We start from the raw sequence: 22,500 nt of genomic DNA, 5'->3' as shown, positions 1-22,500 counted from the left end.
ACCGCCTGCGCGCGCTTTACGCCCAATAATTCCGGACAACGCTTGCCACCTACGTATTACCGCGGCTGCTGGCACGTAGTTAGCCGTGGCTTTCTGGTTAGGTACCGTCAAGGTACCGCCCTGTTCGAACGGTACTTGTTCTTCCCTAACAACAGAGTTTTACGATCCGAAAACCTTCATCACTCACGCGGCGTTGCTCCGTCAGACTTTCGTCCATTGCGGAAGATTCCCTACTGCTGCCTCCCGTAGGAGTCTGGGCCGTGTCTCAGTCCCAGTGTGGCCGATCACCCTCTCAGGTCGGCTACGCATCGTCGCCTTGGTGAGCCGTTACCCCACCAACTAGCTAATGCGCCGCGGGTCCATCTGTAAGTGGTAGCGAAAAGCCACCTTTTATGTTTGAACCATGCGGTTCAAACAAGCATCCGGTATTAGCCCCGGTTTCCCGGAGTTATCCCAGTCTTACAGGCAGGTTACCCACGTGTTACTCACCCGTCCGCCGCTGACCTAAGGGAGCAAGCTCCCGTCGGTCCGCTCGACTTGCATGTATTAGGCACGCCGCCAGCGTTCGTCCTGAGCCAGGATCAAACTCTCCATAAAAAAAGTTTGCAAATGACTACGCACGTTTATGTGCGATTTATTTGAATTAACAGGTACGTTTTGTCTTGTTTAGTTTTCAAAGAACTTCGTTGCCGCTCTCGAAGCGACTATAATATAGTAACATTTATTCAGAATGTCGTCAACAACTTTTTTTCAAAAAAATAATTCGTCATCAGCGACGAATATAAATTTAACACCTTAGAAGACAAATGTCAACAAAAAATTAAATTATAATAAACTGCTTAATCACAATAAGTGCCGCCACTCCCGGAATACCCAACAGCCCGCTGATTCCTGTCGTAATAACATTAATCGGCAAGTGAATTCCCATGCTCTCGCCAAACAGATTCACACAGAATAATAACAGCGCCCCGATGATAAATCGAACGGCAATTGTACCAGCCCATTTTAACGGTTTAAAGGAGGCTCCTGAAAAAAACAACAGGGCAACCAACGCCACAATTGCCCCAATGATAATAACAGATCCCATGAATCCCTCACTCCTCATTTTTTCTAGTACAAGCATATGAAGAGATTCATGAAAATAGACCGGCTACTTCCATCCGCCGAGTCTTAAATATCTTTTTTTGGCCTCACGCAAATAAAAAAAGTATTTTGCCTCGGCGACTTTTAACTCGTGAAGGACTTCAAGGGAAGGCTCAAGGCTGTTTTCAATCAGCCGCTTTTGTCTGTTCCATTCTTCCTTTTGCCTCATCAGCTGTTCCATCAATTTTTGATCAAATTCTTTTCTTAGCTTTTTTTTTCGAAGAAACCCCATGGTAATGCAATTCTCCTCCCTCTACATCTCACGTCTGCCTTCAAGCGCTTTAGAAAGAGTGACTTCATCTGCATATTCCAAATCGCCGCCGACTGGAAGTCCATGGGCAATGCGCGACAGCTTGATGCCTGATGGTTTTAAGAGCCTTGAAATGTACATGGCTGTAGCTTCTCCTTCTATATTTGGGTTTGTCGCGAGAATCACTTCCGTTACTTGATCATCCTGCAATCGTTTCAACAATTCGGGTATTTTAATGTCTTCCGGTCCGATGCCGTCCATCGGAGATATCGCCCCATGCAAAACATGGTACAATCCATCGTATTCTTTCATCTTTTCCATGGCAATGACGTCTTTCGGATCCTGAACAACGCATATCACCGATTTATCTCTTCTTGTATCTTCGCAAATATAGCAGGGATCCTGGTCTGTAATGTGCCCGCAAACCGAACAATACGTCAAATTGCGCTTTGCGTTTACCAATGCCTTTGCAAAATCTAATACAACATCTTCCTTCATACTGAGAACAAAAAAAGCCAGACGGACCGCTGTTTTGGGTCCGATCCCTGGCAATTTCATAAAGCTGTCGATCAGCTTTGATATTGGTTCAGGATACTGCATTATTATTTTCCTCCTAGAATAAACCCGGCATGTTCATTCCTTTTGTAAACTTACCCATCGTTTCATTTGTCACTTCGTCGACTTGTTTCAAAGCGTCGTTTGTCGCCGCAAGAACGAGGTCTTGAAGCATTTCCACATCTTCCGGATCAACGACTTCCTCTTTGATCACGACATCAATAATTTCTTTTTGCCCGTTTACTTTAACGGTGACCATGCCTCCGCCTGCTGTACCTTCAAGCACTTTCTCCGCAAGCTCTTCCTGCGCTTTTTGCATATCTTTCTGCATTTTTTGCATTTGTTTCATCATTTTTTGCATATTTCCCATTCCACCGCGCATACCTAAATCCACTCTCTTTCCTGTTTTTATTCTTTGATTTCAATCAGTTCCGCTCCGAACAGCTTTTTAGCTTCTGCTATCAGCGGATCCTCTTCTTCTTTGGTATTTGCATCTGAATCTTCCGGCTGGTGTTCCTGTAAAAATTCTTCTCTTATTTTACCCCATTGGGCTTCGGGAACGCCAACCATATCTATTCTTCTGCCAAGCATTCCGTCTAAAATTTGTTCCAGGTTTGTCCTGACGCCGTTATTGTCTTCGGCAACCATTTTACAGTGAATTTCATATTTAAATGAGAGGACGAATGCGGTTGAAGACGCCGCTACCGGTTCACTGTCATTCAAAAGGGCTGCATGGGACACCTTGTTTTGCTGTTTGAGCTGGGCAAGCAATTCCCCCCAGCATCCCTTGAGCTTTTCCAGGTCCGATCTTGTCGCCTCTTTTAATATTTCATGAATGCGGCCGACCGGCGCCTTGTATCCGCTTTTCACGCTTTTTTGCGGGCGCGGCGCTTCTTTTGGCTGATTCTGTGCTGGAGCTGCTTGGAATCCAGACGTTTTAAGCCTGTCGATTTCCTGTTCAAGCCGGCGAACTTTGTTGATAAGGTCTTCGATTTCCGGCTGTCCGGCAGAAGGCGCCTCTGCTTTCGCGCCCTGGCAAAGCTTCACGACCGCAACTTCAAAGAAAATGCGCGGGTGATTCGTCCATTTCATTTCCTGATGGCTTTTATTTAAAATATCAATCATTTCATAAAGAGCAGGTGCAGGAATTTGCTTTGACAGGTTTTGGAACGCTTCATCCACTTTCACCTTTTCAAGCACACCCTCTAAATCCGGCGCTGTCTGATAAAGGAGCATATCCCTGAAATAGAAAATCATATCCTCGATCAGTTTTGCCGGGTCTTTCCCCTGCTGAAGCAGCTCGTTCAATGTTTCCAAAGCATCGGAAACATTCTTTTCATGAAGGGACAATGCAAGCTTTCCGATATACGCTTGAGACACGGCGCCCGTGATCAGCAGCGCGTCATCAACCGTCAGCTCATCGCCGCTGAATGATATTGCTTGATCAAGCAGGCTTAACGCGTCCCTCATTCCTCCATCGGCAGCACTGGCGATAATTTCGAGTGCGCCGTCCTGAACCTTGAACTGCTCGGTTTCGACGATTTTTTTCATTCGTCCGACAATGACCTGTGACGTGATTCTTTTAAAATCAAAACGCTGACATCTTGAAATAATCGTTAACGGAATTTTGTGGGGCTCTGTTGTTGCAAGAATGAAAATACAGTGCTCAGGCGGTTCTTCAAGCGTTTTAAGAAGAGCGTTGAATGCGCCAATAGAAAGCATATGTACTTCATCTATGATATATACTTTATACGTGACACTGGACGGGGCGAATTTCACTTTGTCCCGGATGTCGCGAATTTCATCTACACCGTTATTGGATGCGGCGTCGATTTCAATGACGTCTGAAATTGCACCGCTTGTAATGCCTTTGCACGCGGAACATTCGTTACACGGTTCACTGACCGGAGCGCGCTCACAGTTTACAGCTTTGGCAAAAAGTTTTGCGGCGCTTGTTTTCCCTGTTCCTCTCGGTCCGGAAAACAGATAGGCGTGAGAGAATTTCTTTTGTAAAAGGGCATTTTGCAACGTTTTCGTGACGTGTTCCTGACCGACGACATCTTCAAACAACTGCGGCCTGAACACCCTATATAAAGCCTGATAACTCACAAACACGCCCTCCTCTTAATATCATCATCCTTATTATACATGAAGCTGCTTTCAATTCCAAAAGCTCTTATTAAGAAAAAAACCCATCTATTCGAAAATAGATGAGTTTGTAATTTGATGATTGATTTACCGTGCACCTTCTGTCGATTCGCTACCCTAAGCGTTACTTAAACAGTTAGCTCAGCCCAGGCAACCCTGCGGCACATGAGAGGTTCCACTTAATGCTGCTTCCTTCCGGACCTGACATGGTTCATGGATTCCCATTGCGCAGGACCCAAACGTCAACACCACTTGTTTAAGGCAGGCCTTACAGTAAACGAACCTCGAGAAAGGAATTCGGCCTCGCTCGAGCGGATTGCGAGTACAGGGCACCGCTACCTCCCCGCTTAGCACGGCAAAATAAATATCAAATTATGCTGATGCGTCTATTTATGACGCACACCTTAGTATAACTTATTTCATCCTTAATTGCAAATTTCTATCTCTGTGCTTTATTTTGCTTTTCTGCTTTCTTTTTCGCCCGAAGCTTCCTGAAAAAATCGCTCAGTAACAGGCCGCACTCTTCCTCCAAGACGCCTGTGACCACTTCCGCCTGATGATTAAACCTCTCTTCCTGAAGAAGGTTCATTAAAGTCCCTGCACAGCCGCCTTTTGGGTCAAACGCTCCAAAAACGACTTTTTCAACCCTTGAAAGCACGGCCGCTCCGGCGCACATCGGGCAGGGCTCAAGCGTAACATAAAGGACCGCTCTTTCAAGCCGCCATGTCCCAAGCTTTTTGCACGCTTCGTCTATGACAAGCATTTCTGCGTGCGCGAGGGATCTTTGCTCCGTTTCCCTCAAGTTGTGGGCGCGGGCAATGATTTCATCGTCGAGAACAAGTACGGCGCCGATCGGCACCTCTCCTTTTTCCTCGGCTTTTCTCGCTTCTTGAATGGCTTCTTTCATATAAAGCTCGTCTTGTGTCATCAGCACGCACTCTTTCAATGTTTTTTCTTCATCCGGAAAGGCTAACGTATAATAACAATCTGAAAGGAGGAGAGACCGACTTGTCCAAGTCAAATACCGCCCTTATTATTGTCGACATCATCAATGATTTTCAATTCGATATGGGTGACGCTCTTTCCGAAAAAACAGAGGCGATGGCCCCCGATCTCCTGGCGTTAAAGAAACATGCACACAGCATGAATTGGCCTATCATATACATTAATGACCATTTCGGAATTTGGCAAGCGGATATTGCTGCCATTATCAAGAAATGCAAAAATCGAAAAAGCAAAAACATCATCGACCTGCTGGCGCCGAGTGAAAACGACTATTTTCTCATCAAGCCTAAGCATTCGGCTTTTTACGGAACCGCACTCGACACGCTGTTAAACGAACTCGCTGTCAATCATCTGGTCATTACGGGAATCGCCGGCATATGCGTTCTGTTTACTGCAAACGATGCCTATATGCGGGAATACGACATTACGCTGCCGAAGGATTGCATCGCCTCAAACACCGAAAAAGACAACCGGTACGCAATCACGATAATGAAGGATGTCCTGTTTGCCAACATTACAACTTCCGGTGAGCTCATCAATGAAACTTAGAGCATGAAACACTTCTTTTTCTCATATAGTGGTAGCAATGAGAAAGGAGGCGTTTTCCATCCAAATCTACGTCGTGAAAAGAGGCGATTCGCTTTACACAATTGCCAATCGGTACAGAACCACGGTAAATGAAATTGTCGAGACAAATGAGATTCCAAATCCGAACCGTCTTGTTGTCGGACAAACCATCGTGATACCGATTGCCGGTCAATTTTACGAGGTAAGAGCAGGAGATACACTGGCATCGATCGCAGCCCGTTTTAACATGTCGGCGGCCGAGCTCGCCAGGATCAACCGCATGCGGCCAGACGCCGAGCTCCCTGTAGGGCTGTTATTGTACATTCCTCCTGGGCCAAAGCGAAATATAGAAGTAAATGCTTATATTGAACCGCGAGGAAACACAGTCAGCGCTGCTCTCCAGCAAGCGGCGAGAGAAGCTTCGCCATATCTGACCTATCTCGGAGCTTTTAGCTTTCAGGTTAGGCGTAACGGTACGCTGCGCGAGCCGCCGCTTACCGGGTTGAAGCAAATTGCCGACAGGCAGAACGTCACAATGATGATGATTGTGACCAATCTTGAGAACGATGCCTTCAGCGCCGAGCTCGGAAGGATCATCCTGACAGACGAGAACGTCAAAAACACATTGCTGAATCAAATTGTTATCACTGCCAGAAGATACGGATTCAGAGACATTCATTTTGACTTTGAATATTTAAGACCCCAGGACAGAGAGGCTTATAATCAATTTTTAAGAGAGGCGCGAGACCGCTTCAGACAGGAAGGCTGGCTGATTTCCACCGCTTTAGCGCCCAAAACAAGCGCGACGCAAGCCGGGCAATGGTATGAAGCTCACGATTACCGGGCGCATGGCCAAATTGTCGATTTCGTCGTATTAATGACGTATGAATGGGGATACAGCGGAGGACCGCCAATGGCCGTGTCGCCGATAGGGCCCGTCCGCAATGTCATTGAATATGCGCTCACAGAAATGCCCGCCAATAAAATCGTTATGGGCCAAAATTTATACGGCTATGATTGGACGCTTCCCTATAAACCGGGCGGACCGCCCGCAAAAGCCATCAGCCCCCAGCGAGCGATCACGATTGCCAGCGAGAATAACGCATCTATTTTATTCGATGAAGAAGCCCAGGCCCCGCATTTCCGCTATACAGACAAAGCGGGCAAACAGCACGAAGTCTGGTTCGAGGATGCAAGATCGATCCAAGCTAAATTCAATCTGATTAAAGAATTAAACTTAAGGGGAATCAGCTATTGGAAGCTCGGCTTGTCATTCCCGCAAAACTGGCTCCTGATCGCCGATCAATTTAATATTGTAAAAGAGACGTTCCCACGTTAACGGAACGTTTTTTTCATGGGCAAAAGAAAAGGATGTGATACAATATGAATGTTGAAAATCAAAAGCAAACGCTTATCCAAGTAGGAGGACACCTATGAAAAGAGCCCCTTTTATTGCTGTCGAAGGTCCCATCGGGGCGGGAAAAACAACATTGGCCAGCATGCTTTCAGAAACGCTCTCCTTGTCCCTTGTTAAGGAAATTGTCGAAGAAAACCCTTTTCTCGGCAAATTTTATGAGGATAAAGACGAATGGAGCTTTCAACTGGAAATGTTTTTCCTCTGCAATCGCTACAAACAGCTTGAAGACGCTGAAAAAGAGTTTTTACATAAAAACAAACCCGTCATTTCCGACTACCATATTTATAAAAATCTCATTTTTGCGGAACGGACGTTAACAGGCAGAAAGCTTGAGAAATACAGAAAAATTTACGGACTGCTCACAGAGGACTTGCCGAAGCCGAATATCATCATTTATATTCGCGCAAGCCTTCCGACTTTATTAAAGAGGATCAAAAAGCGGGGACGGTCTTTTGAACAGCAGATGGACGAGCAGTATTTGGAACAGCTGATCGAAGACTACGAGACTGCAATCAAACAAATCAAAGAAGCTGAACCAACGTTGCCGATTATCGAAATAAACGGTGATCAGGATGATTTTGTTTTATCTAAAGAAGTTTTTCAGCGAATTGCCGATCAAGTAAAGGAGTATATACAATGACTGTACACGATATTCCGAAAGACGCCATCATTACCGTCGCAGGCACGGTGGGAGTGGGGAAATCTACATTAACAAAAGAGCTTGCAAAAAGGCTCGGCTTTAAAACATCACTTGAAAATGTCGTGAATAATCCTTATTTGGAGGCTTTTTATAACGACTTCGAACGCTGGAGTTTTCATTTGCAGATTTTCTTTTTGGCAGAACGGTTCAAAGAGCAAAAATATATTTTTGAATCTGGAGGCGGCTTTGTCCAGGACCGCTCCATTTACGAAGATACAGGTATTTTTGCGAAAATGCATGCCGATAAAGGAACGATGTCAAAAATCGACTATAAAACCTACACGAGCCTGTTTGAAGCGATGGTGATGACGCCATACTTCCCTCACCCTGATGCCCTTATATACCTGGAAGGCGATTTGGAGAAAATCCTCGACCGCATCCAAAAACGCGGACGGGAAATGGAGCTCCAGACAGACCGGTCCTACTGGGAGGAAATGTATACAAGGTACGAAAACTGGATCAGCGGCTTTAACGCCTGTCCTGTCGTAAGGGTCAACATAGAGGAATACGATTTATTGAACAATTCCGCCTCCTTGGACCCCATTATCGAAAAAATTAGCAAAGTCATTCAAAGATAGATATGAAAAAAGGGTATATATTGACGGCTTGATTCACGCCGCAGAGGTTCAGCCGCCCGAATACTCCATTCAGGGAATTTTTTATGGACAAGGCCAACATGTTGTTCTACAATGACAATATATAGTCGATACACAATCAGTATACGGTTCCTGTTCACAATTACAGCACACATGAATATAATTTATTCTAAAGAGTATACTGTGAATACAAAAAGATCGAAGATGCTGGTAACATCTCCGATCGGCAATAGAATAGCTCCTGTAAGGGAGTCGGCTTTGTCCTAAATGTTAGAAGTGGAACGCCCGGATGTAGGAGTCAGGGGCGTTCTACTTTTTTTTCGTGAAATTATAGGCCAGCGTCAGAATCCCTACAATCAGGATTCCAAAGGAAAGCATCAATTGAATTGCACTTTCTACAGCCATATTTTCTCACCTCCCTTCTTCCATATATGGAGGTGAGCCGAACGCCCCTACAAAAAGCCGATCTATCGCTAATTTTTACTTTATAGGAACTTATTAGAAAACACAAGACCCCCGGCCCTTTTCGGTTCAGGGTTTGGGGGCAATTTTCTCCAGATTCGCCAGCCATGCTGTTATCGTTAGAATATAAAAAAACCGCTGCCTCATCCGGGCAGCGGCAACACAATCTCCAATTTATGCTTAGTCAATCACTAAAATGCAAATCAATAATGGCGGAGGAAGAGGGATTCGAACCCCCGCGGGCTTTGACACCCCTGTCGGTTTTCAAGACCGATCCCTTCAGCCAGACTTGGGTATTCCTCCGTATCGACAAGAATTAATATAACATGTCCCATATTTCTGAGTCAAGGGTATTTTTAATAAAAATTTAATTTTATTGATCGTTCACTTATAATGATATAAAAGACATGATAAAGGTGATGACGATGTGGCGAGATTTTCCGGGAAAGTATACATATAACAAGCCTGCTGAAACCGCAAAACTGGAGGAGATCAAACAGACATTCAACATTGATCTCCCGGAAGAATTGGAAAGCCTGCTGAAAGAAACCGATGGCATAAACGATGAATTCGGATGCCATCTCATTTGGTCCGCAGACCGGATCATAGACGAAAACAAAGAGCTGAGAAACAGCGAAATTTTTAAAGATTTGTATATGCCATTTGATTGTCTCTTATTTATCGCTGACGCAGGAAACGGCGATTTATTTGGTTATTCCATTTTAAACGGTTCCATCCAAAGAGACGATATATACGTTTGGAATCATGAAGACGACAGCCGTACGTGGGTTGCCCCCACTTTAAAACAATTTATCGAATGGTGGATCGACGGAAAAATCCTCATATGAAAAACAACTGGACAGGAGCACCGGCAAAATGAACTATCTCTCAAAAGAACTCGCTGCGGAAATTGTTGATAGAACGATGTCGATTATTCGACATAATATCAATATTATGAATGAAAACGGGGTGATCATCGCCTCCGGGGATCGTTCAAGAATCGGCTATGAACATGCGGGGGCAAAGGATGCCCTTTCTGGCAAAAGCGGAATCAGCATTTCGCCGGACGAATGCTCCGATTTAGCCGGGACAAAACCGGGCGTGAACCTTCCGATCGTATTTCATGATGAAATCATCGGAGTCATCGGCATTACGGGGGCTCCGTCTGAGGTCAGTCCATACGGGGAACTTGTCAAAATGGCGGCGGAAATGACCGTGGAACAAGCATTTTTGACAAAACAGCTGACATGGGACCAAAGGCTTCGGGAGGAAACGGTTATTCAAATGCTCCATGGTGCGGATTTGTCATCCCTTGACTGCCTGGGACGCGCCGAGCGTTTGCAAATTCCGCTCGAAGGCAGACGATTATGCCTCGTGTTTGAGCTTCCTTCCGCCGATTTGAAGCCGGACTTTATCAAAGGCCTCGAAAAGCAGCTAAGGCCCCGAGACCTTTATACCAATGTTTCACTGACGGAAATCGCCGTTCTCTTGGCAGATGAGCCGGGGAGGAGCCGGTCTGACACCTTTATGATATGGAAAGATTGGCTGAGCAGCTGGAAGGATATCAGAGGAGCATGCGGAGAACAAGCTGAGCAGCTCAACCAGCTTCCCTTTTCGTACCAAAGTGCAAAACAAACCTTGTACATTGCCGATAAGGCGGGAACCCGCAATCATTTTTACGACTACCGCGATTTCGCCGTCCCTGTGCTTCTCTCAAACATCCGCCATCCACATCAGGAAATCCATTTCAGAAAGATCTGGGATCGGCTTTCACATGCAGATCAAAAAGGCGATTTGATGAAAACCCTTCTCTGCTACATCGAGGAAAACGGAGAAATCGGTGTAGTTGCTTCAAAACTGTTTATTCACCGAAATACATTATCCTATCGTTTAAAGAAAATTAAAGCGGCAACTGGATGCGATCCAAAAAATCTGGAGGATCTGTTTAAGCTGTATACGGCAATGATGCTTTTTGCAAATTGTGCAAGTGAACAATTTTGCGATGGTTCAGATCGTTAAAATCCGTTTGCCTGACCAATTCCCCCTCCATCAGAAAGCGTTTACAATCTAAGTTGTAGGGGGGATGCAGTGTGGATATTCAAATAAACGCTATTGGCGCTCTTTGCGCTTTAGCGATTTCGATCTTTCTCATTTTAAAAAAGGTGCCTCCGGCTTATGGAATGATGATTGGAGCGTTGGCCGGAGGTTTAATCGGCGGTGCGAATGTCATTGAAACGACAGATTTAATGATAGCAGGGGCCAAAACGATGATTCCTGCCGTGCTTCGTATTTTGGCGGCCGGCATCCTCGCCGGTGTCCTGATCCAATCAGGGTCAGCTGCAGTCATTGCCGAAACGATCGTCAAAAAAATCGGCGAAAAACGGGCATTGCTTGCGCTGACGCTGGCGACAGCAATCTTAACAGCGGTCGGCGTTTTCGTCGATGTTGCAGTCATCACCGTTGCCCCGATCGCCCTGGCCATCGCCAAACGGACATCAACCAGCAAAGCCGCCATTCTTTTGGCGATGATCGGCGGCGGGAAAGCCGGGAATATCATGTCTCCCAATCCCAATGCAATCGCCGCTTCAGATGCGTTTCACATCCCTTTGACATTCGTGATGGCAGCCGGGATCATTCCCGCCGTTTTCGGATTGGGCGCGGCATATTTGTTAGCAAAACGGCTGGCCAACAAAGGAACATATACGTCTTCTGCAGAAATTGAAAGCAATGGCCATGAACATGCCCCCTCGTTTTGGGCGGCAATCAGCGGGCCGGCTGCTGCCATTCTTTTATTGGCTTTAAGACCGGCCGCAGGAATTACCATTGATCCGATGATCGCACTCCCGGCCGGGGGGCTTGTGACGGCTATCGCCTCTGGACAAGCCGGGAAGCTGAAAGATTTTGCCGCTTCCGGCCTCTCTAAAATGTCAGGCGTTGCCATTATGCTGATTGGTACGGGAACACTCGCCGGGATGATCGCGAATTCAGAGCTCAATTCGTTGATCACGGACAGCCTTGTCGGTTTGGGTCTGCCGCCTTTTCTTTTGGCGCCGATTTCAGGCATTTTGATGTCTATGGCTACAGCTTCGACAACCGCAGGCACCGCTGTCGCCAGCAGCGTGTTCGGGCCGACGCTTGTCGACCTCGGCGTCTCCCGCCTTGCAGGCGCTGCCATGATTCACGCCGGTGCGACAGTCCTTGATCACCTGCCTCACGGAAGTTTTTTTCATACGACAGGAGGCAGCGTATTCATGCCGATGAAAAAACGCCTTGCACTCATTCCTTACGAAACGGCCATCGGTTTGGTTTTAACGATCATATCGACGCTGATTTTCGGTGTTTTTCAATTTTTTAAGTAAGAAGGAGCGGAAAGTATGAAAATCGTGATCGCACCAGATTCATTTAAGGAAAGCATGACCTCCATGGAGGCTGCCGACAGCATTGAAAAGGGCTTTGCAACCGTTCTGCCTGAGACGGAATATGTCAAAATTCCGGTCGCAGACGGAGGTGAAGGAACCGCTCAAGCATTGGTTGATGCGACCGGCGGGAAATTGATCCGCAAAACGGTAACAGGTCCTCTCGGAACGCCGGTTGAGGCGGTTTACGGGCTGCTTGGAGACGGAAAAACGGCCGTGATTGAAATGGCGGAGGCGTCAGGCCTTCATCTCGTTCCTCCCGATCAGCGCAACCCGCTGGTGACGACGACGAGGGGAACGGGAGAACTGATCCTCGATGCCGCAGAAAAGGGCGCGCTTCACATTATCATCGGGCTCGGAGGCAGTGCGACAAACGACGGCGGGGCGGGCATGGCGAGCGCACTCGGCGTGAAATTTTTAAACAAAGACGGCCGCGAGATTGGTGACGGCGGCGGTTCATTGTCTCAAATTGCTGCGATCAATACGGACGGAATGCATCCAAAATTAAAGGACGTCGTATTTGAAGCAGCTTGTGACGTCGACAACCCTCTGACAGGTCCCAATGGGGCATCCGCCGTATTCGGACCGCAAAAAGGAGCATCGGACGACATGGTTGCGCTATTGGATGACAACTTGAAGCATTATGCTCGCGCCATCAAGAAGGAAATGAAGTGTGAGGCCGATTCCCTTCCCGGTGCCGGAGCGGCGGGCGGCTTAGGTGCGGGCCTCAAGGCTTTTTTAAAAGCGGAATTGAAAAGCGGTGTCGACATTGTGCTGGACACCCTGTCTTTCTCTGAACGGATAAAAGGAGCGGACCTCGTGATCACGGGAGAAGGGAAAATAGACGGCCAATCGATTCACGGCAAAACGCCGGTCGGTGTCGCAAGCCGGGCCTCGCGGGAAGGCATTCCGGTCATCGCTGTCGCCGGCTCTCTCGGTGAAGGCTGTGAACTCGTTTATGACAAAGGGATTTCGGCTCTTTTTTCCATTGTGCCGGGGACGCGTACGTTGGAGGATTCGCTCGCCAATGGAAAAACGTATCTCGAACATTGCGCGCGGAATATCGCCGCCGTCTGGTCGTTAAAATAAAAAAGGTGCGCCTGATTCGCGCACCTTTTTTCATTATGCTTTAATGACTTCTCTATTTCCCATATAAGGGCGGAGAATTTCAGGGATGACGACGCTTCCGTCTTCCTGCTGATAGTTCTCCAGCAAGGCGGCGACTGTTCGCCCGACCGCCAGGCCTGAGCCGTTTAACGTATGAACGTGTTCAGGCTTTCCTTTTGCTTCCCTTCTGAATCTGATATTGGCCCGTCTTGCCTGAAAGGCTTCAAAGTTGCTGCAAGAGGAGATTTCACGATACGTATTCTGGCTCGGTATCCAGACTTCGATATCGTATTTTTTCGCTGCTGTAAAGCCTAGATCTCCCGTACACATGCTCATCACGCGGTATGGCAGCCCGAGCAGCTGAAGCACCTTTTCAGCCTGATTTGTCAGCTTTTCAAGCTCCTCATAAGAATCCTCAGGTTTAACAAATTTCACGAGCTCCACTTTGTTGAATTGATGCTGGCGAATCAATCCGCGCGTGTCTCTTCCGGCAGAGCCGGCTTCTGAACGGAAGCAGGCGCTAAACGCGGCATAATTGATCGGCAGCTCGTCAGCCGCTAAAATTTCGTCGCGATGCATGTTCGTCACCGGCACTTCCGCCGTCGGAATCAGAAAATAGTCCTCTTCCCTGATTTTAAAAGCATCCTCTTCAAACTTAGGAAGCTGCCCTGTGCCCGTCATGCTCGTCCGGTTCACCATGTAAGGAGGTAGCACCTCTGTATAGCCGTATTCATCGACATGGAGGTCAAGCATAAAGTTAAATAAGGCACGTTCAAGCCGTGCGCCAAGCCCTTTATAGAAAACAAAGCGGCTTCCCGTCACTTTTCCGGCACGCTCAAAATCGAGAATCTCAAGCTGGTCGGCAATTTCCCAATGAGGCTTCGCTTCAAAAGAAAATTCGGGAACCTCGCCCCATTTGCGCACTTCGACATTATCGTCTTCTGTCTCGCCGACAGGCACAGACTCGTGAGGGATGTTCGGAATGGACAGCATGATTCTTTCTAAAGAAGCTTCGACTGTTCTTAAGCTTTCATCAAGCGTTTTAATCTCTTCGCCGACTTCGCGCATTTCTTTAATCAGATGGTCTGCATCCTTTTTCTCGCGTTTTAAAGCCGCCACCTGCTGGGAGACCTCATTGCGCTTTCCTTTCAATTCTTCTACTTTGACGATCAATTCTCTTCTTTTTGCATCCAATTCTTCAAATTGATCAAAATCTGTTAAATCTTCTCCTCTGTGGGCAAGCTTTTGTTTGATCTCTTGTAAATTTGCCCGCAGCAGCTTCACGTCAAGCATCTGCCTCGCTCCTTTTTACTGTTTTTGATCGAAAAAAAGAGAGCCCTGGTCCCCTTATGTGTAAAGGGACGAGAGCTCTCGCGTTGCCACCCTGATTGAAAACGGGACGTGTCGTACGCCGTTTTCCGCTTCGTTTCATAACGGTCTTCCCGTAAATGCCTACTTGAATGTTCAGCATTTCGCTCAAGGATGGATTCGGACAGCATCTTTCGCCGATTCGCACCAACCATCGGCTCTCTTGGAAAGAGAGGCTTCCTACTGCTTCCTGTCAACGCTTTTCGATCTGTAATTGTCCTTTTAATGTACTACAAGTTTTCACAGCTTTCAACTGTTTTATACGACGGCTTCTTTTTTATGCTGTTCCGCCATGTCAATGAAAAGCTTGGTTATTCTGTCATCATCCGTCAATTCTGGATGGAACGAACAGCCGAGCAGGTTCCCTTGTTTGGCAGCAACGATTCTTCCGTCATGCTCAGAAAGAACTTCGACGTCTGCACCCGCCTCTAAAATGTGAGGGGCACGGATAAATACGCCGGTAAACGGTCTGTCCAGCCCTTTAACCGTTAAATCCGCTTCAAAGCTGTCCCTCTGCCTTCCGAAGGAGTTGCGCTCCACCGTTACATTCAAGACGCCAAGATGAGCATCGTCAGATCCGGCGATTTTCTTCGCCAGGATAATCAAACCCGCACAAGTTCCAAACATCGGCTTTCCGGACGCGGCAAATTCCTGAAGAGGCTTCATAAACTGATACGTATCGATGAGGCGCCTCATCGTCGTGCTTTCTCCTCCCGGTAAAATAAGACCGTCGATTTCCTTCAGGTCTTCGGGCCATTTCACCACTTTTCCGGCCGCTCCGCATGCTTCAATTGAACGAATGTGTTCTCTTACCGCTCCCTGAAGTCCAAGTACACCAATTGTCAGCATGTAAAACCGTCTCCTTACATTACCAGCCGCGTTCTTGCATACGCTGTTCTGGCAGCAGATTTGAAATTTCGATCCCTTTCATTGCAGTTCCAAGCTCTTTTGAAAGCTCGGCGATCAGTTTGTAGTCTGTGTAATGCGTTGTCGCTTCAACGATTGCTTTCGCAAATTTTGCAGGATTATCGGATTTAAAGATACCGGATCCTACGAACACGCCGTCAGCGCCAAGCTGCATCATCAAAGCAGCGTCAGCAGGCGTTGCCACGCCGCCGGCTGCGAAGTTTACAACAGGAAGGCGTCCTTCAGCTTTAATTTGTTTTAACAGCTCATAAGGAGCGCCGAGATTTTTCGCTTCTGTCATCAGCTCGTCATCGCTCATGCCGACTACTTTGCGCACTTGAGCGTTCACTTTTCTCATATGGCGGACGGCTTCAACGATATTTCCCGTTCCCGGCTCGCCTTTTGTGCGAAGCATGGAAGCTCCCTCTCCGATCCGGCGTGCTGCCTCTCCAAGATCGCGGCATCCGCATACGAACGGAACGGTAAATTCGCTTTTATTTAAGTGGAATTCCTCGTCGGCCGGAGTCAAAACTTCGCTTTCATCAATATAATCAACGCCAAGCGCTTCAAGAACGCGCGCTTCAACGATATGTCCGATGCGTGCTTTCGCCATAACCGGAATCGACACTGCGTTCATGACTTCCTCGACGATTGTCGGATCTGCCATACGGGCAACCCCGCCAGCCGCACGGATATCAGCCGGAACACGTTCAAGCGCCATAACAGCGACGGCTCCTGCTTCTTCAGCGATTTTTGCTTGTTCAGCATTGACAACGTCCATGATGACGCCGCCCTTTTGCATTTCTGCCATACCGCGTTTTACACGTTCAGTACCTGTTTGAGCCATTGTAGGATCCCCCTATTGATAGAATTGTCAGATTTAATCTTATTGTATCCTATAATTCCGCAAAATCATATGGAAAAACACGAAGATTATTTCTATTTTAATATCAAATCGTTTGGATTGTAAATGTGAAATTACAGCAAAGAGCCCTAATCATAGAGCTCTTTGCTATTAAAACCAGCCGGTTACCGTTTCAACGATGCTGTTCCAGATTCCGGCGAAAAATCCGCCGATGCTGCGCATCGTTAAGACAAACCAGTTTGCTTTCTCATCATTTTCTTTTGTTACCAATTTCACACCTGATACATCGCTGCCGACGTAGCCGTAATCCTTCTGATCTCCCGTATAAGCAGCCGTCAATGTTCCGACTTTTTCACCCTTTTTCACAGGTGCGGAAAGCTCTTTCTTATCAAGCGTGACTTTTGCCTTATAGTTCTTCTCTTCGCCGTTTTTCACAGGGATCGAAAAAGCTTTCTCCGTTACGATCGCGACTTCCTGATCTTTCCCCTGGTCGACTTTAACCGTTTCATTGCCTTTTACTTGATCGCCTTTTGCATACAGCTCTTTCATCGTGAAATTTTTAAAAGCATAATCCAGCATTTTTTTCGTTTGATCAAAACGTCCAGTGTGGATGTTGCCTTTTGCGTTAAGCACGACGGAAATCACGCGCATGCCGTTTCTTTCGGCAGTCGCGGTGAAACAAGATCCTGCAGAATCGGTTGAGCCTGTTTTCAGTCCGTCAACGCCTTTATATTCCTGAACCAGGCCTTTCAGCATAAAGTTCCAGTTCGGCATGTCCATTTCATCGTCTGTGCCTTTTCTGAACTTTGTTTTTGCAATGCTTGCCGTATCCAGGATTTCAGGGTAATCCTTGATCAAATGGTCGGCAAGAATCGCCATGTCTTTTGCAGAAACTTCATTTTCTTCATCAACGCTTCCCACCGGTTGTTTTCCGTGAAGGTCTTTGTTTGCCAAACCTGTCGCATTGACAAATTTGAAATTTTTCATGCCAAGTTCTTTTGCTTTTTTATTCATTTGTTCAACAAAGTTCTTTTCAGAACCCGCTACAACTTCCGAAAGCGCGATTGCCGCAGCATTTGCTGAGTAAATAGCGGTCGCCTGGTAAAGCTCTTTCACGGTATAAGAGCCGTCTTTGCGAAGCGGAACGTTGGACAATGAACGGTCTTGAGAAATTTCATACACGTAATCATCCGGTGTATATGTTTGATCCCATTTCACTTTGCCCTCATGAATCGCTTCCAAAAGAAGATACTCCGTCATCATTTTCGCCATGCTGGCAACAGGAAGACGCTGGTCGGCATTTTTGCTGTACAGCACTTTCCCTGATGACGCCTCAATCAAAATGGCCGCCTTTGCGTTTACATTAATTGGATCATTTGCAGCCTTTGCGTTTGATATAGGAGAAAATGCTCCTATCACCACTGCAAAAGCAACAACTAACATGATCAGCTGTTTGAATTTCTTGCTTTTCAAATTGTATACCTCCGCTTTTCATCGTACTCAATCTATGTAAAAGCCATAAAAGACATTTTTCAACACAACATCATAAATTTTATCATAATGAAGCAAAAAAAAATAGACAGAGTATCACTCTGTCTACAGTTTAATTTTTGTCACTTTTGATTAAGAAATGGTATAGTTAGGCGATTCTTTGGTAATTTGAACATCGTGCGGGTGGCTTTCCCTGAGGCCGGCGCCTGTCATCCGAATGAATTGCGTGTCTTCTCTTAAAGCCTGCAAATCCTTCGTTCCGCAATAGCCCATGCCTGATTTCAGACCGCCGACAAGCTGATAAATCGTATCGGCAACAGGTCCTTTGTAAGGCGTGCGGCCTTCGATGCCTTCAGGGACGAATTTTTTGTTTTCTTCTTGGAAGTAGCGGTCTTTGCTTCCTTTTTCCATGGCAGCGACAGAGCCCATGCCGCGGTACACTTTAAAGCGTCTGCCTTGATAAATTTCCGTTTCGCCGGGGCTTTCAGATGTACCGGCAAGAAGGCTTCCAAGCATGACGGCATGTCCGCCTGAAGCCAATGCTTTTACAATGTCACCGGAATACTTGATTCCGCCGTCTGCGATAATGGCAGCTCCGTGCTTTCTCGCTTCAGTCGCACAATCATAAATCGCAGTCACTTGCGGAACGCCGACTCCCGCTACGACACGGGTCGTACAGATTGATCCAGGTCCGATACCCACTTTGACCACGTCTGCACCGGCGTCGATCAGCGCTTTCGTTCCTTCTGCGGTCGCAACGTTTCCTGCAATGATATTCAGCTCCGGATACGTGTCACGGATTTTTTTGACCGTATTCAGAACGCCTTGAGAATGGCCGTGTGCCGTATCGACGACAATCACGTCAACATTGGCTTCGACAAGCTTTTTGACGCGCGTCATCGTGTCGCCTGTTACGCCGACCGCAGCCCCAACCAGCAGGCGGCCGTGAACATCTTTCGCTGAGTTCGGGAACTCAATGACTTTCTCAATATCTTTGATGGTGATAAGACCTTTTAACACACCTTGATCATCTACAAGAGGGAGTTTTTCGATTTTATATTTCTGAAGGATTTTTTCTGCCTCGTCTAACGTTGTGCCGACAGGAGCAGTGACCAGCTCTTCTTTTGTCATCACATCGCTGATTTTCATGGAATAATCAGAAATAAATCGAAGATCGCGGTTTGTAATGATTCCGACCAGCTTCTGGTCTTCGCTGTTATCGACAATCGGAACGCCGGAAATTCTGTATTTGCCCATTAAATGCTCTGCATCAAATACTTGATGTTCGGGTGTCAGGAAAAACGGATTCGTAATGACGCCCCGCTCTGAACGCTTCACCTTGTCAACTTGTTCAGCCTGCTGTTCGATCGACATGTTTTTGTGGATGATGCCAAGTCCGCCCTGCCTTGCCATTGCAATGGCCATTTCAGCTTCTGTAACGGTATCCATACCTGCACTGATAATCGGAACATTCAGTTTGAGAGATGGAGTAAGCTCAACCGATAAATTCACGTCGCGCGGAAGAACTTCTGATTTAGCCGGAATAAGCAATACATCATCAAACGTTAAGCCTTCTTTTGAAAATTTGCTTTCCCACATTAGTAAATCCCCCTCTTTTCGGCAAAATATTATATGTAGATTATCAACTTGAAAACCGACTGTCAAGAAAGCGACAAACAGTTGTAATTTTTAGAAAATATTCATGAGGGAAGTGGAGTTTATGCGAAATAAGGGATGGAAAGAACTAGAGCTGTTTTACTCCGTGGAGACATCCCAGCATTTTCTAGAAAAGGTATATAAAAATCACGATATGGACGATCCGAAAAGAAACTCTTATAAAAATGGAGAACGGTTCATTTTCTTTCTCAAACATGCTGAAGCCTTCTACAAACAGGCAAAACTGGCTTCTATTGAAATTAAGCCGATTCTGTTATTTTACGGAATGGCCCAGCTTTTAAAAGCTTGCATATTAACTTCAGATCCTTCCTATCCAAGCCACACCTCTGTGCTTGCACACGGCGTCACCACGAGAAAACGAAAAAAACAAAATTATCGTTTTTATGAAGATGAAGTGAAAATTCAAAGAAATGGGCTATGCATGCATGTCATTCAATCCTTATTTCAATTAAAGGGCCTTGAAGACGAACGCTTCAGCATGAAGCAGCTTTTAGCCAACATACCGGAAATCAATAAAGTGCTGTCATTTCAAAGGAGAGAAAATCCGATGGTGAAAGTGTCGGTGCAAGACGGCAGCATCAGACTCCCCCAGCATACAGCAGATGCTTATAACATGTCAGCCAAACGATTCATCGAACATGTCGAATACCATTTAAATTGGAATTTTATTGGAGAAGACCACGGCAGCTTCGTTTTTTCTTCAGACCAAAAGGAAGCTCATCCATGCACTTCGACGAGTTTGCTTTTTGACCTTGAGAATGAAGCGTATTTCTTTCCCGCCGCCCGCGACCGGTTTTTAAAACTTCCGGAAATATTGGTTCATTACTTGATTGCCTACAATCTGAGCATGATCGCCAGATATGAAACGGAATGGTGGTACGACCTTCTTCTGCAATGCTCAAGTGACGACTATGTCATCATTCAGCAGTTTTTACATATAACCGAAAGAAAATTTCCATACTATATCGCCAAACTGCTATTAAGAAAAAAAGAATACAGCAAAAAAGGCCAGCTTTACTAAGCTGGCCTTTCGGGTTGCTTGGCGGCGTCCTACTCTCACAGGGGGAAACCCCCAACTACCATCGGCGCTGAAGAGCTTAACTTCCGTGTTCGGCATGGGAACGGGTGTGACCTCTTCGCCATCGCCACCAAACTTATATTGAGAGGTGTTCTCTCAAAACTAGATAACGATATGACATTCAATTTGGTTAAGTCCTCGATCGATTAGTATCTGTCAGCTCCATGTGTCGCCACACTTCCACCTCAGACCTATCAACCTGATCATCTTTCAGGGATCTTACTTCCTTGCGGAATGGGAAATCTCATCTTGAGGGGGGCTTCATGCTTAGATGCTTTCAGCACTTATCCCGTCCGCACATAGCTACCCAGCGATGCCCTTGGCAGAACAACTGGTACACCAGCGGTGCGTCCATCCCGGTCCTCTCGTACTAAGGACAGCTCCTCTCAAATTTCCTGCGCCCGCGACGGATAGGGACCGAACTGTCTCACGACGTTCTGAACCCAGCTCGCGTACCGCTTTAATGGGCGAACAGCCCAACCCTTGGGACCGACTACAGCCCCAGGATGCGATGAGCCGACATCGAGGTGCCAAACCTCCCCGTCGATGTGGACTCTTGGGGGAGATAAGCCTGTTATCCCCGGGGTAGCTTTTATCCGTTGAGCGATGGCCCTTCCATGCGGAACCACCGGATCACTAAGCCCGACTTTCGTCCCTGCTCGACTTGTAGGTCTCGCAGTCAAGCTCCCTTGTGCCTTTACACTCTGCGAATGATTTCCAACCATTCTGAGGGAACCTTTGGGCGCCTCCGTTACCTTTTAGGAGGCGACCGCCCCAGTCAAACTGCCCACCTGACACTGTCTCCCTGCCCGATAAGGGCAGCGGGTTAGAAGGTCAATACAGCCAGGGTAGTATCCCACCGATGCCTCCACCGAAGCTGGCGCTCCGGTTTCCAAGGCTCCTACCTATCCTGTACAAGCTGTACCAACATTCAATATCAGGCTGCAGTAAAGCTCCACGGGGTCTTTCCGTCCTGTCGCGGGTAACCTGCATCTTCACAGGTACTATAATTTCACCGAGTCTCTCGTTGAGACAGTGCCCAGATCGTTGCGCCTTTCGTGCGGGTCGGAACTTACCCGACAAGGAATTTCGCTACCTTAGGACCGTTATAGTTACGGCCGCCGTTTACTGGGGCTTCAATTCGCACCTTCGCATAAGCTAAGCGCTCCTCTTAACCTTCCAGCACCGGGCAGGCGTCAGCCCCTATACTTCGCCTTACGGCTTCGCAGAGACCTGTGTTTTTGCTAAACAGTCGCCTGGGCCTATTCACTGCGGCTCTCTCGGGCTTGCACCCTAACAGAGCACCCCTTCTCCCGAAGTTACGGGGTCATTTTGCCGAGTTCCTTAACGAGAGTTCTCTCGATCACCTTAGGATTCTCTCCTCGCCTACCTGTGTCGGTTTGCGGTACGGGCACCTCTCACCTCGCTAGAGGCTTTTCTTGGCAGTGTGGAATCAGGAACTTCGCTACTATATTTCACTCGCCATCACAGCTCAGCCTTTGCGGGAAACGGATTTGCCTATTTCCCAGCCTAACTGCTTGGACGCGGATATCCAATACCGCGCTTACCCTATCCTCCTGCGTCCCCCCATTGCTCAAATGGTGAGGAGGTGGTACAGGAATATCAACCTGTTATCCATCGCCTACGCCTTTCGGCCTCGGCTTAGGTCCCGACTAACCCTGAGCGGACGAGCCTTCCTCAGGAAACCTTAGGCATTCGGTGGAGGGGATTCTCACCCCTCTTTCGCTA

21 protein-coding genes, 1 tRNA gene, 3 rRNA genes, 1 other RNA gene and 1 other annotated feature (2 of these 27 running past the window's edge) are annotated in these 22,500 nt (G+C 47.1%); of the genes, 9 read left to right on the top strand and 17 right to left on the bottom strand.

From position 1 onward, the window contains the following. The 8 genes from MHB78_RS00180 to tadA all read right to left on the bottom strand — a co-directional run. Window positions 1-597: ribosomal RNA gene (locus tag MHB78_RS00180) — 16S ribosomal RNA — on the bottom strand; it reaches 953 nt to the left of the window's first position. Window positions 598-820: 223 nt separating this feature from the next. Next, on the bottom strand, window positions 821-1,087 hold the full coding sequence (locus MHB78_RS00175; RefSeq protein ID WP_046131381.1) for a pro-sigmaK processing inhibitor BofA family protein: 267 nt from the start codon (window positions 1,085-1,087) through the stop codon (window positions 821-823). Between the two features lie 63 nt (window positions 1,088-1,150). Next, window positions 1,151-1,375, bottom strand: a complete 225-nt coding sequence (locus tag MHB78_RS00170; protein ID WP_046131380.1) for a YaaL family protein — start codon at window positions 1,373-1,375, stop codon at window positions 1,151-1,153. A gap of 21 nt (window positions 1,376-1,396) precedes the next feature. Beyond that, window positions 1,397-1,993 carry a recombination protein RecR gene (recR, locus tag MHB78_RS00165; RefSeq protein WP_046131379.1) on the bottom strand — a complete coding sequence of 199 codons (597 nt, stop codon included), beginning with the start codon at window positions 1,991-1,993 and terminating at the stop codon, window positions 1,397-1,399. 13 nt (window positions 1,994-2,006) lie between these two features. Then, window positions 2,007-2,330, bottom strand: a complete 324-nt coding sequence (locus MHB78_RS00160; protein ID WP_006640440.1) for a YbaB/EbfC family nucleoid-associated protein — start codon at window positions 2,328-2,330, stop codon at window positions 2,007-2,009. A 26-nt stretch (window positions 2,331-2,356) separates the two neighbouring features. Continuing rightward, the gene (dnaX, locus tag MHB78_RS00155) at window positions 2,357-4,057 is read right to left on the bottom strand and encodes a DNA polymerase III subunit gamma/tau (RefSeq protein WP_046131378.1); all 1,701 of its coding nucleotides are present in this window, start codon (window positions 4,055-4,057) and stop codon (window positions 2,357-2,359) included. 129 nt (window positions 4,058-4,186) lie between these two features. After that, window positions 4,187-4,452, bottom strand: an RNA gene (gene ffs, locus MHB78_RS00150) — signal recognition particle sRNA large type. A gap of 83 nt (window positions 4,453-4,535) precedes the next feature. Then, a complete protein-coding gene (tadA, locus tag MHB78_RS00145; protein WP_046131377.1) occupies window positions 4,536-5,024 on the bottom strand; it encodes a tRNA adenosine(34) deaminase TadA in 489 nt (162 codons plus the stop codon). Between the two features lie 80 nt (window positions 5,025-5,104). Here tadA and MHB78_RS00140 point away from each other — a divergent pair, with 80 nt between their 5' ends. From MHB78_RS00140 to dck, 4 genes are all read left to right on the top strand, one after another. Next, window positions 5,105-5,650 (top strand): isochorismatase family cysteine hydrolase, encoded by a 546-nt coding sequence (locus MHB78_RS00140; protein WP_231947412.1) that lies wholly within the window; start codon window positions 5,105-5,107, stop codon window positions 5,648-5,650. A 37-nt stretch (window positions 5,651-5,687) separates the two neighbouring features. Next, window positions 5,688-7,007, top strand: a complete 1,320-nt coding sequence (locus tag MHB78_RS00135; protein WP_046131376.1) for a glycoside hydrolase family 18 protein — start codon at window positions 5,688-5,690, stop codon at window positions 7,005-7,007. A gap of 94 nt (window positions 7,008-7,101) precedes the next feature. Next, window positions 7,102-7,725, top strand: coding sequence for a deoxynucleoside kinase (locus MHB78_RS00130; protein WP_046131375.1), 624 nt, complete (start codon window positions 7,102-7,104; stop codon window positions 7,723-7,725). After that, window positions 7,722-8,363: a deoxyadenosine/deoxycytidine kinase gene (gene dck / locus MHB78_RS00125; protein WP_046131374.1), complete on the top strand. Its 642-nt coding sequence runs from the start codon at window positions 7,722-7,724 to the stop codon at window positions 8,361-8,363. Before MHB78_RS00130 ends, dck begins: the two co-directional genes overlap by 4 nt. A gap of 327 nt (window positions 8,364-8,690) precedes the next feature. Here the strand turns inward: dck and MHB78_RS00120 are convergent, their stop codons facing one another. After that, a complete protein-coding gene (locus MHB78_RS00120) occupies window positions 8,691-8,786 on the bottom strand; it encodes a putative holin-like toxin (protein WP_231947411.1) in 96 nt (31 codons plus the stop codon). 267 nt (window positions 8,787-9,053) lie between these two features. Then, window positions 9,054-9,146, bottom strand: a tRNA-Ser gene (locus MHB78_RS00115). Between the two features lie 122 nt (window positions 9,147-9,268). Here MHB78_RS00115 and MHB78_RS00110 point away from each other — a divergent pair. The 4 genes from MHB78_RS00110 to MHB78_RS00095 all read left to right on the top strand — a co-directional run bounded on the left by MHB78_RS00110 (window position 9,269) and on the right by MHB78_RS00095 (window position 13,348). Beyond that, window positions 9,269-9,691, top strand: coding sequence for an SMI1/KNR4 family protein (locus MHB78_RS00110; protein WP_046131373.1), 423 nt, complete (start codon window positions 9,269-9,271; stop codon window positions 9,689-9,691). A gap of 28 nt (window positions 9,692-9,719) precedes the next feature. Next, window positions 9,720-10,862 (top strand): sugar diacid recognition domain-containing protein, encoded by a 1,143-nt coding sequence (locus MHB78_RS00105; RefSeq protein WP_046131372.1) that lies wholly within the window; start codon window positions 9,720-9,722, stop codon window positions 10,860-10,862. A gap of 71 nt (window positions 10,863-10,933) precedes the next feature. Further along, window positions 10,934-12,202: an SLC13 family permease gene (locus MHB78_RS00100; protein ID WP_046131371.1), complete on the top strand. Its 1,269-nt coding sequence runs from the start codon at window positions 10,934-10,936 to the stop codon at window positions 12,200-12,202. Between the two features lie 15 nt (window positions 12,203-12,217). Continuing rightward, window positions 12,218-13,348, top strand: a complete 1,131-nt coding sequence (locus MHB78_RS00095; protein WP_065894129.1) for a glycerate kinase — start codon at window positions 12,218-12,220, stop codon at window positions 13,346-13,348. 33 nt (window positions 13,349-13,381) lie between these two features. Here MHB78_RS00095 and serS read toward each other — a convergent pair whose 3' ends face one another. The 5 genes from serS to guaB all read right to left on the bottom strand — a co-directional run bounded on the left by serS (window position 13,382) and on the right by guaB (window position 19,595). Beyond that, entirely contained in the window at window positions 13,382-14,659 is a 1,278-nt protein-coding gene (gene serS / locus MHB78_RS00090) for a serine--tRNA ligase (protein WP_046131369.1), read from the bottom strand. A 61-nt stretch (window positions 14,660-14,720) separates the two neighbouring features. Then, window positions 14,721-14,940, bottom strand: a binding site (T-box leader). 52 nt (window positions 14,941-14,992) lie between these two features. Further along, complete coding sequence (pdxT, locus tag MHB78_RS00085; RefSeq protein ID WP_046131368.1) at window positions 14,993-15,583, bottom strand: pyridoxal 5'-phosphate synthase glutaminase subunit PdxT; 591 nt, start codon at window positions 15,581-15,583, stop codon at window positions 14,993-14,995. 19 nt (window positions 15,584-15,602) lie between these two features. Continuing rightward, window positions 15,603-16,487, bottom strand: coding sequence for a pyridoxal 5'-phosphate synthase lyase subunit PdxS (gene pdxS / locus MHB78_RS00080; protein WP_046131367.1), 885 nt, complete (start codon window positions 16,485-16,487; stop codon window positions 15,603-15,605). 168 nt (window positions 16,488-16,655) lie between these two features. Further along, window positions 16,656-17,978, bottom strand: coding sequence for a D-alanyl-D-alanine carboxypeptidase family protein (locus MHB78_RS00075; RefSeq protein WP_046131366.1), 1,323 nt, complete (start codon window positions 17,976-17,978; stop codon window positions 16,656-16,658). Window positions 17,979-18,128: 150 nt separating this feature from the next. Beyond that, on the bottom strand, window positions 18,129-19,595 hold the full coding sequence (gene guaB / locus MHB78_RS00070) for an IMP dehydrogenase (protein WP_046131365.1): 1,467 nt from the start codon (window positions 19,593-19,595) through the stop codon (window positions 18,129-18,131). Window positions 19,596-19,716: 121 nt separating this feature from the next. On the opposite strand from guaB, the gene MHB78_RS00065 reads away from it, so the two are divergent. Beyond that, complete coding sequence (locus MHB78_RS00065) at window positions 19,717-20,694, top strand: YaaC family protein (protein WP_046131364.1); 978 nt, start codon at window positions 19,717-19,719, stop codon at window positions 20,692-20,694. Window positions 20,695-20,710: 16 nt separating this feature from the next. Here MHB78_RS00065 and rrf read toward each other — a convergent pair. Both rrf and MHB78_RS00055 read right to left on the bottom strand, forming a co-directional pair. Next, window positions 20,711-20,826: ribosomal RNA gene (gene rrf / locus MHB78_RS00060) — 5S ribosomal RNA — on the bottom strand. Window positions 20,827-20,877: 51 nt separating this feature from the next. Beyond that, window positions 20,878-22,500, bottom strand: a 23S ribosomal RNA gene (locus tag MHB78_RS00055) (it continues 1,308 nt past the right edge of the window).

The organism is Bacillus sp. FSL K6-0138 (assembly GCF_037982765.1).
In the GTDB taxonomy this organism is placed as follows: Bacteria; Bacillota; Bacilli; order Bacillales; family Bacillaceae; genus Bacillus; species Bacillus glycinifermentans.
This window is presented reverse-complemented; position numbering and strand designations above follow the sequence as displayed.